Raw genomic sequence first — 12,209 nt, 5'->3', positions numbered from 1 at the left:
TTATCTACACAGGGTACCTATGCGCGCCTCGCCTCCGTCACATCACCGTCGATTGATCCTGCAAGGCGCCGCCAGTCTGGGGCTGATATCCGGCTGGAGCGCCAAGGCCAACACCGCCCCCGCCACCGCCGCCTCTCAGACGCCATCCTCGGCGACGGCTGTCCCGATGTCGGACGTGCGCCTGCTGCCATCCTTCTACGCCGACGCGCTGCAAGCCAACCAGTCCTACCTGCTGCGCCTCAGCGCCGACCGCTTCCTGCACAACTACCACCTGTTCGCCGGCCTGCCGGTCAAGGGGGCGATCTACGGCGGCTGGGAGTCGGACACCATCGCCGGCGAGGGCCTGGGCCACTACCTGTCCGCGCTGTCGCTGATGCACGCGCAAAGCGGGCTGCCGGCGCTTAAGCCGCGCATCGACTACATCGTCGCCGAACTGGCGCGCGTGCAGCAGGCGCAGGGCGACGGCTATGTCGGTGGCTTCATGCGCAAGCGCAAAGACGGCAAGGTCGTCGACGGCAAGGAGATCTTCCCCGAGATCATGCGCGGCGAGATCCGCTCGGCCGGCTTCGACCTGAATGGCTGCTGGGTGCCGCTGTATAACTGGCACAAGGTGTTCGCCGGCCTGTTCGACGCCCAGACCCACGCCGGCAACGCCCAGGCGCTGCGGGTGGCGACGGGATTGGCCGGCTATATCGCCAAGGTCTTCGACGCCTTGAACGACGAGCAGCTGCAGCAGGTGCTGGCCTGCGAACATGGCGGCATCAACGAGAGCTTCGCCGAACTGTACGCGCGCACCAACGACGAGCGCTGGCTGGCGGTGGCGCGCCGGCTGTACCACAACAAGGCGCTGACGCCGCTGGCCGAGGGCCGCGACGAACTGGCCAACCTGCACTCCAACACCCAGATCCCCAAGCTGATCGGCCTGGCGCGCCTGTATGAACTGAAGGGCCGCCAGAGCGACGCCGACACCGTCAAATTCTTCTGGAAGACGGTGACGGACCACCATACCTACGTCATCGGCGGCAACGGCGACCGCGAATATTTTTCGGGCCCCGACACCATCGCCGCCCACATCACCGAGCAGACCTGCGAAGCCTGCTGCAGCTACAACATGCTGAAGATGACGCGCCATCTGTACAGCTGGTCGCCGGACGCCGCCTACTTCGACTACTACGAGCGCACGCACCTGAACCACATCATGGCGCACCAGAATCCGCGCACCGGCATGTTCACCTATATGACGCCGCTGATGTCCGGCGTGGCGCGCGAGTATTCCAGCGAGGAGAACGATTTCTGGTGCTGCGTGTTGTCCGGCATGGAGAGCCACGCCAAGCACGGCGACTCGATCTATTGGGAGAACGGCGATACGCTGTTCGTCAACCTGTACATCCCGTCGCTGGTGAAGTGGCGCCAGGCGGCGGCCACGCTGGAGATGACGACGCGCTATCCGTTCGAGGGCGATATCGACATCAAGGTCAAGCGGCTGGCCGGCCAGCGTTACTACACGCTGGCCTTGCGCGTGCCCGGGTGGGCCTCCGGCCATGCCCTGCTGGTCAACGGCAAGCCGCACGCGGCCAGCCGTGACAAGGGCTATCTTCTGGTGCGGCGCCGCTGGCGCGCGGGCGACACCGTGCGTCTGACCCTGCCGCTGGAGCCGCGGCTGGAATCGGCCGCCGGCAACGACAAGGTGGTGGCGCTGCTGCGCGGGCCGATGGTGCTGGCCGCCGACCTGGGCGCGGCCGACAAACCATTCGACGGCCTGGCGCCGGCGCTGGTCGGGTCCAACATTCTGGCGTCGTTCAAGGAGGCCGACAAGGTGAAGGCGGTGTACCGCACGGTCGGCAGCGGGCGTCCCGGAGACATGAAGTTCACACCGTTCTTCTCGCAGTACGAGCGGCGCGCGGCGGTGTATTTCAATGCCTACAACGAGCAGGAATGGGCTGCCTCCGAAGTGGCGTTCCGGAAGGAGGAGGCGCGCCTGAAGGACCTGGCCGCCCGTTCGATCGACGTCATGCACCTGGGCGAGATGCAGCCGGAGCGCGACCACGACCTGCAATCGGACATCTCCAATCCGGTGTCCTACCGCGGCCGCATGGGCCGCGACGCCCGCACCGGCGGCTACTTCAGCTTCCGCATGAAGTGCGGTCCGGGACAGCTGGTGCTGCAGGCCAGCTACTGGGGCGAGGAGCGCAACCGCGATTTCCACATCAGTATCGACGGCGAGCGGGTGGCGCGCGTCAAGCTGGATGGCGACCATCCGGGCGAGTTTATCGATCGCGATTACGTGCTGCCGGAACGCCTCACCAGCGGCAAGAGCAGCATCGTGGTGCGCTTCGATCCGGAACCGGGCCACACGGCCGGCCCGGTGTTCGGCGCCCGGCTATACGTGCAGCGCTGAGGGCGCGATCGGGGCCGCCGCCGGCGCGGTTTCAATCAGACTCCGTGATTACATTAAAAATGATACGCTCGTAATATTGTTTTTATGTAATTAAATGAGGCTTTCATGAACCCACCGGCATTGCCCCAGGTGCCGGCTCCGCGCTTTCTCACCGCGCCGGGGGACTTGGGTGCACAGATTCTGGCTTTTGACTGGGCGGCCACGCCGCTGGGGGCGATCGAGGACTGGCCGCAAAGCCTGAAGACCGTCGTCAGCCTGATGCTCAGTTCCCGCCAGCCGATGTGGGTGGGCTGGGGCGAGCAGGCCACCTTCCTGTACAACGACGCCTATATCGGGGTGCTGAGCATGGCCAAGCACCCGTGGGCGCTGGGACGTCCGGCGGCCGAGGTGTGGGCCGAGATCTGGGATATCTGCGGCCCGCTGGCCGACCGCGTGTTCGCCCACGGCGAGGCCACCCTGGCCGACGACGTGCGCCTGTTCATGAGCCGTGGCGATTTTCTGGAGGAGACCTTCTACTCCTTTTCGTATAGCCCCGTGCGCGACGAATCGGGCAATGTGGCGGGGCTGTTCTGTCCCAACCTGGACGTCACCGCCAAGCACCTGAACGCGCGCCGCCTGCGCACCCTGTCCGACATGAGCACCCGCACGCTGCAGGAGAAAACCGTGCAGGGCGCCTGCGCGGCGGCGATGGCGAGTATCGCCGCCAATCCGGACGACCTGCCGTTCGCGCAGCTGTACCTGGCCCGGGATGGCGGCGGGGGCGGGGCCACGCTGGCGCAGGCCACGCACGCCGACATCCCGCGCGAGCTGTTCCCGGTCGACCAGGTCATCGCCGATTCGGCGACCCGCGTGGTGGGCCTGGCGCGGGCGCCGGCGTCCTGCCTGCCGGCCGGCCTGGCCAACCAGCCGATCCGCGAGGCCCTGGTGTTGCCGCTGGCCGGGGCCGGCGGCCAGCACGGCGCCGGCGCGCTGGTGCTGGGCGTGAGCGCCGCGCGCCGCCTCGACGCCGATTACCGGCGCTTCCTGGAGCTGGTCGCGATCCAGACCGGCAACGCGATCCGGCAGGCCCGCGCCGCCGAGGAGGAGCGTATGCACGCCGAGATGCTGACCGAGCTCGATCGCGCCAAGACGCAGTTCTTCAGCAATGTCAGCCACGAATTCCGCACGCCGCTGACCTTGTTGCTGGGGCCGATGGAGGACGCGTTGCGCGACGCCGCCGAGCCCTTGCCGGCGCGGCAGCGCACGCGCGTGGAGCTGATGCGCCGCAACGGCCTGCGGCTGCAAAAGCTGGTCAACACGCTGCTGGAGTTCTCGCGCGTGCAGGCCGGCCGCGCGCAGGCCAGCTTCGCGCCCACCGACCTGGCGGCGCTGACCGCAGATCTGGCCAGCAGCTTCCGTTCGGCCATCGAGGGCGCCGGCATGCGCCTGGTGGTCGATTGTCCGCCGCTGCCGTCGCCCGTGTATGTCGATCCCGGGTTGTGGGAGCGGATAGTCCTCAACCTGCTGTCGAACGCCTTCAAGTTCACCTTCGAAGGCACGATCGCCATCGCCCTGCGCGTGGACGGCGCGCGTGCGCGGCTGACGGTGTCCGACAGCGGCACCGGCATTCCCGCCGACCAGGTGCCGCTTCTGTTCGAACGGTTCCACCGGGTCGAGGGCGCGCGCTCGCGCACGCACGAGGGCTCGGGCATCGGGCTGGCGCTGGTGCACGACCTGGTGGCGCTGCACGGCGGCGCGATCGGCGTCGACAGCGAGCCGGGACGCGGCACCGTGTTCGCCGTCGAGATCCCGCTCGGCAGCGCGCACCTGGACCCCGCCCACGTGCGCGAGCAGGCGCTGGAGCCGTGGCGGCCGACGGCGGTGCAGTCGTACGTGGCCGAGGCGGAAGGCTGGGTACAGCCGGCCGAGGCGCCGTTCGACGCCGGCCACGGGCCGGGCGTGCGCCATGGACGCCTGCTGATCGCCGACGACAACGCCGACATGCGCGAATATCTGCGGCGGCTGCTGGGCGACGATTGGGAGGTCAACACCTGCGACAACGGCCGCGAGGCGCTGGCGGCGGTGCGGCGCCGCCTGCCCGACATCATCCTGTCCGACGTGATGATGCCGGAGCTGGACGGATTCGGCCTGCTGGCGGCGCTGCGCGACGATCCGGCCACGCGCGACATCCCGGTCATGCTGCTGTCGGCGCGGGCCGGGGAGGAGGCACGCCTCGAAGGTTTGCGGGCCGGCGCCGACGATTATCTGGTCAAGCCGTTCTCGAGCCGCGAGCTGTCCGCGCGCATCGAGGTGCTGCGCCTGCGCCGGCAAAACCGGATGGTGGAGGTGGCCGTGGCGCGGCGCACGCAAAGCATCTTCAGCCAGGCGCCGGTGGCGATCGCCATCCTGCGCGGCCCGGAGCTTGTGTTCGAACAGGCCAACGCCAGCTACCAGGAGATGTCGGGGCCGCGCGCGATGGTCGGTGTGCCGCTGCGGCAGGCCTTCCCGGAACTGGAGGGGCAGGGCATCTTCGAACTGCTCGACGGCGTGCTGGCCAGCGGACAGCCCTACGTCGGCCGCTCGGTGCCGGTGCGGTTCCGGCGCGGCCATGACGAGCAAATGTCGGACTGCTGTTTCGATTTCGTCTATCAGCCCTTGCTGGACGACGATGGCCGGACCGATGGCGTGGCCGTCGTCGCCTTCGAGGTGACCGAACTGGCCAACGCCAAGCGCGCGGCGGACGCCGCCAACCGCGCCAAGGATGAATTCCTTGCGATGCTCGGCCACGAATTGCGCAATCCGCTGGCGCCCATCGTCACGGCGCTGCAGCTGATGCGCCTGCGCGGCGACCAGCACGCGCTCAAGGAACGCGAGGTCATCGAGCGCCAGACCAGGCACCTGGTGGCGCTGGTCGACGACCTGCTGGACGTCTCGCGCGTGGCCGAGGGCAAGATCCAGTTGCGGCGCCAGTCGGTGGAGATCGCCGAGGTGGTGGCGCGCGCGATCGAGACGGCCAGCCCGTTGATCGAGGAGAAGCGCCATGTGCTCGAGCTTGACGTGCCGTCGTCCGGCCTGGCGGTGATGGCCGACCCCGGACGCTGCGCGCAGGTGCTGGCCAACCTGCTGACCAACGCCGCCAAGTACACCGAGCCGCAGGGCCGCCTGGGCCTGCGCGCCTGGCGCGAGAACGGCCACGCGGTGGTGGCCGTGCGCGACAACGGCATCGGCATCGCCCCGGACATGCTGGCGTCGATCTTCGACCTGTTCGTGCAGGAGCGGCAGGCGCTGAGCCGATCGCGCGGCGGCCTGGGATTGGGCCTGACGATCGCCAAGAGCATGATGGCGCTACACGGCGGCAGCATCAGCGCGCGCAGCGACGGCGAAGGCCTGGGCAGCACCTTCACGATCCGCATGCCGGCGCTGGATCAGGTGTTCGCGCCGCTGCGCGCGTCGCCGCCGGCGCCGGCGGCCCACGCTCCGGCGCCGCGGCCGAACGGTTCCGGGCGCACGGTGATGGTGGTCGACGACAACGAGGACGCGGCGCTGGCCGTGGGCGAGGCGCTGGAGTTGATGGGGCACACGGTGCACGTGATGTTCGGCGCCCCGCAGGCGCTCGAGCGCGAGGGGGCGCTGCGCCCGGACGTCTGCCTGCTCGATATCGGCCTGCCCGGCATGGATGGCTACGAGCTGGCGCAGCGTCTGCGCCAGCAGGCCGGCCAGCGGCCGTTGCGGCTGATCGCCGTCACCGGCTACGGCCAGGACGCCGCCCGCCGCCGCGCGGCGGAAGCGGGCTTCGACGGCCATCTGACCAAACCGGTCGACCTGGCGACGCTGGACGCGCTGCTGCGCGGGCCGGCCGAATAGCGCGCAGGGCGCCGCCGCTCACGCCATCAAGTGCGGTCCCGCCAGCGGCAGATCGTGCCAGCGTTTGCCGGTGGCGTCGGCCAGCGCGTTGCCCAGCGCGCCCGCCATCGGCCCCTGGGCCGCTTCGGCCACGCCCAGGAAGGGCGCGCCCGGGCGGTCGATCAGCACCACCTCGACCTTGGCCGGCACGTTCGAGTAGCGCATGATCGGATAGCTGGCCCAGTCGATGCTGGCGATGCCGTCCGGCCCGAACTGCAGCCGTTCGTACAGCGTCCAGCTGGCCGACTGCAGGATGCCGCCCTCGATCTGGTTGCGGATGCCGTCGGGGTTCACGCCCTGGCCGCAATCGACCGCCGCCGCCACCCGCACGATATGGACGCCGCCGGTGCTGCGCTCGACGCGGATCTCGACCGCCAGCGCGACATACGCCATCAGGTTCTTGTACTGGCCGAAGGCGAAGCCGAAGCCATGGTCGCGGCGGCGCTGGCGCTCGCGCCGTTCCCACCCGAATTTCGACGCGGCGGCGCGGATCACGTCGCGCGCGCGCGAGTCCTCCAGATGGCGCAGCCGGAACTCGACCGGATCGGCGCGGGCCGCCGCCGCCAGTTCGTCCATCATGCCCTCGATGGCGAACAGGTTGATGTGGGCGCCCAGAGAGCGCATGGCCGAGGTGCGCAGCGGCGTCACGGGCAGGAAATGATTGATCACCTTCGAGTTGGCGAACGCGTACAGCGGCACGGCGTTGCGGTCGCCGCCACCCTCGGGCATCGGCATCGGCAGCGAGGGGCTGGGCGTGAACGGCTTGGCCAGCAGTTGCGCCGGTATCAGCTTGCCGGCGTTGCCCGGGCGCTCGTTGTGCGAACCGCTCCACAATTCGTAGTGCCAGTCGCAGATCCTGCCGCCGGCGTCGAGCGACGCGCTGACCTCCGTGTTCATGGCCGGAGCGTACGGCTCCCACTGGTTTTCCTGGTCGCGCATCAGCTGCACCCGCACCGGCCGGCCGGGCATGGCGCGTGCTATCAGCGCGGCGTCGGCCGCGACGTCGTCGGCGCCATTCTGGCCGTAGCAGCCGGCGCTCTCGGTGTGGATGCAGCGCACCGCGTCGGGCGGCATGGACAGCATTTCGGCGATGGCCGCGCGCAGCGGGTAGACGCCCTGTGTGTGCGTCCACACCGTCAGCCGGCCGCCGTCCAGCAGCGCCACCGAGCATGACGGGCCTATCGAGCCGTGCAGCACATATTGTTTGGTGTAGCGGTTTTTGATGGTGGTGACGGCGGCGGAGCGGGGCGCGCGCCGGTCGTCGACCACGATGTCCTGCGCCGGCAGCGCGCGCAAGGTGGCGTGGATGGTGTCGGCGGCCGGCAGCGCCGCGCCCCTGGACCATTTGGCGCCAGCCGACAGCACGCGCATCGCCAGGATCGCCTGCCATTCGTCGGCGGCGACGACGGCCAGGTAGTCGCCGTCGACCAGCACCTTGAGCACGCCCGCCATGCGCTGCGCGGCCTTGACGTCGGCCGACAGCAGGCGCGCGCCATAGGCCGGCGGACGCACCACGCGCGCGTGCACCATGTGCGGCAGGCGCATGTCCTGCACGTAGCTGGCGCCGCCGGTCAGCTTGGCCGGGATGTCGACGCGCGGCAGCGAGGCGCCGATCACGGTGTAGGCGCCGGCGTCCTTCAGCGGCGACTTGACCCGCGCTGCGCGGTGCAGGTCGACGCCGCGCAGCGCCAGGCCGTAGTGCATGTTGCGTCCGTCCGGCGCGATGACCGTGCCGGCACGGGTTGAGAGGATATCCGGCGCCACTTTCCATTGCGCCGCCGCGCCTTGCACCACCAGCGCGCGCACCTGGGCGGCGGCGTGCAGCAGGGCGGTGCCGCTGTCGGCGATGGTGTGGCTGCCGGCGGTGTAGCCTTCGTTGGGCGTGCGGCCGGTGTCGCCGGTGATGAAGTCGATCGCGGCCGGCGCCACGTCCAGCTGTTCGGCGGCGATCTGCAGCAGCGCGGTGCGCACGCCGGTGCCCAGTTCGACCTTGCCGGTGAAAACGGTGACCCTGCCGTCGGCGGCGATCCTGATCCAGGCGTCCAGCATCGGCGTTCTTTTCAGGCTGCCGGCCAGCGCCTGGTTGGCCACCGGCGGCACGCCCATGGCGTTGAATTCGGCGCGCGCGGGCCGTGGCAGCAGCGAGAATCCCAGCACCAGGGCGCCGGCGCGCAGCGTGGCGCGGCGCAGCGGGTCGATGGTGCCGGATGCGGCCGGGCGGGCCGTCATGGCTTGGCTCCCGGCGCCTTGCGCTCCAAGGGGGCGACCCGGCGCGCGGCCGCCACTTCGCCGATGGCGGCGAGGATGCGCATGTGCGTGCCGCAGCGGCACAGGTTCGGTTCCATGTGGGCGCGGATCTGCGCGGTGCTGGGCTGCGGATTCTGCTCGAGCAGGGCTTGCGCGCGCATCACCATGCCGGCGATGCAGTAGCCGCATTGCGCCGCCTGATGCTTGATGAAGGACGCCTGCAGCGGCCCGGGATGGGCGGCGTCGCCCAGGCTTTCGATGGTGCGCACGCGCCGTCCTTCGCAGGCGGCCACCGGGGTCAGGCAGCCGAACACCGGCTGGTCGTCCAGCAGCACGGTGCAGGCGCCGCACTGGCCAAGGCCGCAGCCGAATTTGGCGCCGTTCAGTTCCAGCTGGTTGCGCAGCGCGTACAGCAGCGGCGTGGAGGGATCGATGTCGAGCGTGTGGGTGACGCCGTTGACGGTGAGGGTGCTCATGGCTGGTTCTCCTTGCGAATCTCGGTGACGCGCCGCTCGAGTTGCGGCCACGGCGCGCGCTTGCCGATGTCGGCGCGCACGTAGGCGGCGATGCTGGCGATCTGCGCGTCGTCGAGCGAGGCCGCGAACGCCGGCATGAAGGTGGCCGAGCGCGATGCCGACCAGGGCACGCCGGCCAGCACGATTTGTATCAGGTTGTCGGGACGGGGGCCGGCGACGGCGCTGCTCAGGCCCAGTGGCGGGCGGCCGCCGGCCACCATCATCGGCGCGGCCTCGCTGTGACAGCCGGCGCAGGCGCCGGCGAACAGCGTGCCGCCCTGGCGGATGCGGGCGGCGTCGGCGCCGTCCTTGGCGCCGGCCGCCGGTGGCGGCGTGGAGGGCGCGGCCGCATCCTGCAGCGACATCAGGTAGGTGGCCATCGCCTTGACGTCTTCGGGCGGCACCAGCGACAGGCTGTGGGCGACGGGCGCCATCGGGCCGGCGGCGGCGCCGTGTTCCGGCGACCAGCCATGGCGCAGATACAGCGCCAGTTGTTCGGCGCTCCATGGCTTGGGCGCGCGCAGCAGCGCGGTCAGCGCGGGCGCGTCCCAGCCGTCGATATTGCCGCCCCCGAAGGCGGGGCTGCGCTCGCCGCCGATCGGATCGAGCTTGCTGTGGCACGAGGCACAATGGCCGGCGCCATCGACCAGATAGCGGCCGCGGTTCCATTCGGCGCCACGGGCGCTGTCGTCCGGCTTCGGCCCGGGGCGCAGGTACAGCAGGTTCCAGCCCGCCAGCAATGGCCGGAAGCCGAGCGGGAAAACCAGTTGGTTGTCGGGCGCCTTGGCCTGTACCGGCGCGCGCGTCATCAAATAGGCGTAGGCGTCGCCGATGTCGGCGTCGGTCAGGCGGGTGTAGTGAATGTAGGGGAAGGCCGGGTACAGCAGATGGCCGTCGCGGGCCACGCCGCGCCGCAACGCGCGGGTGAACGCTTCCAGCGACCAGTTGCCGATGCCGGTCGCCGTGTCCGGCGTGATGTTGGTGGTGTAGATGGTGCCGAAGGGCGTGCGCAGCGGCAGGCCGCCGGCGTACGGCCGGCCGCCGGCGGCCGTGTGGCAGACCATGCAATCGCCGACGGCGACGATGCGGGCGCCGCGCGCGACGCTGGCGGTGTCGAACTGGCCGGCGGCGCGCGGCGCGACCGGGGCCAGCGCGGGTTGCACCACCCACGCCGCCGCGGCCGCGCCGGCGGCCAGCGCGGCAACGCCGGCCGCGACCCACCTCCGTGTTGTTTTCTTCATGCTCGCTCCCGATGTTGGGCATTTGTCACGACCGCCAATGTGCCACCGGGCTCTTAGCTTGTAACCTTTCGAAAGGCAGGGCAGGGCGCAAAAAGAACAAAAACCTATCTTGAGTACAGGACGCGGGCCTCCCAATTCCCACTATAATCGGCAAGATTGCCAATTTCATCATCTACAAGGACAGCATGTTCCGGGTACCGAGCACTCCCTGGTTGTCTGGGTTGTTAATCTGCGTGACGCTGTTGATCTTCGCGGTGGACACCTTCACGCCGCTGGACATGGCGGTGGCCGTGATGTACGTGGTGGTGGTGATGCTGTCGGCCAGCGTGTGGCAGCGGCGCGGCGTGCTGCTGGTCACCGGCATCTGCCTGGCGCTGACGGTCGGGTCCTATCTGCTGACGCACACGGTGGTGTTTTCCGGCGCCGCCGCCGGCCGCATGATGGTTGGCCTGCTGGCCATCGGCATCACCTCGTTCCTGACGCTACGCGGGCTGAGTGCCACCAACGCGCTGCTGGCGCGCGAACAGGCGCTGCACAGCGCCCGGGTGCAGCTGGCGCACGCCACCCGGGTGACGATGCTGGGCGAACTGGCGGCCTCCATCGCGCACGAGGTCAACCAGCCGCTGGCGGCGATCTCCACCAACGGCGAGGCCTGTCTGCGCTGGATCAACCGTCCGCAGCCCGACCTGGCCGAGGCGCGCGCCACGGTCGCCAGCATACTGGAGGCGAGCGCCCGCGCCACCGGCGTGATCAAGCGCATCCGCGCGCTGGCGCGCCGCAGCGATCCGCAGCACGCGGTGCTGGACCTGAACGCCGTGGCCGAGGAGAGCGTGGACCTGGTGCGGCGCGAACTCAACACCCATGGCGTGGCGCTGACCCTGGACCTGGCGCCCGGGTTGCCGCCGGTGTGCGGCGACCGCGTGCAGCTGCAGCAGGTGATCATCAACCTGCTGATGAACGCCACCCAGGCCATGGCCGCCGGCACGCCCGGCCGGGCGCTGCTGGTGCTGCACACGCGGCTGGCCGACGACGGCGCCGCGCAACTGAGCGTGAGCGACTCCGGCCCGGGCATCGCCGCCGACGCCGCGCCGCGCCTGTTCGAGGCCTTCTACAGCACCAAGGAGGACGGCATGGGCATGGGATTGCCGATCTGCCGTTCCATCATCGAGACCCACGGCGGCCGTATCTGGGCCGGCCAGCCGGCGCCGGATAGCGGCCTGCCCGGCGCCACCATCACCTTCTCCCTGCCAGCGTATGACCCAGACTGACTCCATCGACCCCATCGACTATGCGGAAACGCTGATCTACATCGTCGACGACGAGGCGCCGCTGCGCGCGGCCATCTCCAGCCTTTTGCGCTCGGTGGGCATGCGCGTCGGCGCGTACGCGTCGGTGGCCGAGTTCCTGGCCGGAGAGCGCGCCGACGTCACCAGCTGCCTGCTGCTCGATGTGCGGCTGGAGGGCGTCAGCGGCCTCGATTTCCAGGCCGATCTGCGGCGCGACGGCGTGGCGCTGCCGATCATCTTCATGACCGGCCATGGCGACATTCCGATGTCGGTGCGGGCCATGAAGGCCGGGGCCATCGATTTCCTGGCCAAGCCGTTCCGCGACCAGGAGCTGCTCGACGCCATCGACGCCGCGCTGCGCGCCGACCGCGCGCGGCGCCAGCGCGACGGCGCGCTGCGGGAACTGACGGCGCGCTACGACAGCCTGACGCCGCGCGAGCGCGAGATCATGGCGCTGGCGGCGCGCGGGTTGATGAACAAGCAGATCGCCGGCGAGGTGGGCACCAGCGAAATCACCGTCAAGATCCACCGTGGCAACGCGATGCGCAAAATGCAGGCCAAGACCTTCGCCGATCTGGTGCGCATGGCCGAGGCGCTGGGCCTGGCCTGAGCGCGATCCGCGCCGGCGGCGCCGGCGGTG

Annotated in this window: 7 protein-coding genes; 4 read left to right on the top strand and 3 right to left on the bottom strand. The window is 69.9% G+C overall.

Translation table 11 applies throughout. The features are described 5' to 3' along the window. The first annotated feature begins 19 nt into the window (after positions 1-19). Together JOD97_RS13910 and JOD97_RS13905 are read left to right on the top strand one after the other, a co-directional pair. Positions 20-2,398, top strand: coding sequence for a beta-L-arabinofuranosidase domain-containing protein (locus JOD97_RS13910; protein WP_229264443.1), 2,379 nt, complete (start codon positions 20-22; stop codon positions 2,396-2,398). Between the two features lie 105 nt (positions 2,399-2,503). Beyond that, positions 2,504-6,241 (top strand): ATP-binding protein, encoded by a 3,738-nt coding sequence (locus tag JOD97_RS13905; protein ID WP_209718587.1) that lies wholly within the window; start codon positions 2,504-2,506, stop codon positions 6,239-6,241. Positions 6,242-6,259: 18 nt separating this feature from the next. On the opposite strand, the gene JOD97_RS13900 is transcribed toward JOD97_RS13905, so the two are convergent. Genes JOD97_RS13900 through JOD97_RS13890 form a run of 3 tightly spaced genes read right to left on the bottom strand, consistent with a single transcriptional unit; the run spans position 6,260 to position 10,283 of the window. Beyond that, on the bottom strand, positions 6,260-8,509 hold the full coding sequence (locus JOD97_RS13900) for a molybdopterin cofactor-binding domain-containing protein (RefSeq protein ID WP_209718584.1): 2,250 nt from the start codon (positions 8,507-8,509) through the stop codon (positions 6,260-6,262). Next, complete coding sequence (locus tag JOD97_RS13895; RefSeq protein WP_209718548.1) at positions 8,506-9,003, bottom strand: (2Fe-2S)-binding protein; 498 nt, start codon at positions 9,001-9,003, stop codon at positions 8,506-8,508. The genes JOD97_RS13900 and JOD97_RS13895 overlap by 4 nt, the downstream gene beginning before the upstream one ends. Beyond that, positions 9,000-10,283, bottom strand: a complete 1,284-nt coding sequence (locus tag JOD97_RS13890; RefSeq protein ID WP_209718545.1) for a cytochrome c — start codon at positions 10,281-10,283, stop codon at positions 9,000-9,002. Before JOD97_RS13890 ends, JOD97_RS13895 begins: the two co-directional genes overlap by 4 nt. Positions 10,284-10,495: 212 nt before the next feature. On the opposite strand from JOD97_RS13890, the gene JOD97_RS13885 reads away from it, so the two are divergent. After that, positions 10,496-11,551 carry a sensor histidine kinase gene (locus JOD97_RS13885; RefSeq protein WP_229264442.1) on the top strand — a complete coding sequence of 352 codons (1,056 nt, stop codon included), beginning with the start codon at positions 10,496-10,498 and terminating at the stop codon, positions 11,549-11,551. Next, positions 11,538-12,179: a response regulator transcription factor gene (locus JOD97_RS13880; RefSeq protein WP_209718538.1), complete on the top strand. Its 642-nt coding sequence runs from the start codon at positions 11,538-11,540 to the stop codon at positions 12,177-12,179. The genes JOD97_RS13885 and JOD97_RS13880 overlap by 14 nt, the downstream gene beginning before the upstream one ends. Positions 12,180-12,209 lie beyond the last annotated feature (30 nt).

Origin of the sequence: Duganella sp. 1411, from assembly GCF_017833525.1 — a bacterium.
Lineage (GTDB): Bacteria > Pseudomonadota > Gammaproteobacteria > Burkholderiales > Burkholderiaceae_D > Rugamonas.
Note: the sequence above shows the minus strand (reverse complement) of the source record. Positions and strands in the feature narration are given on the sequence as shown.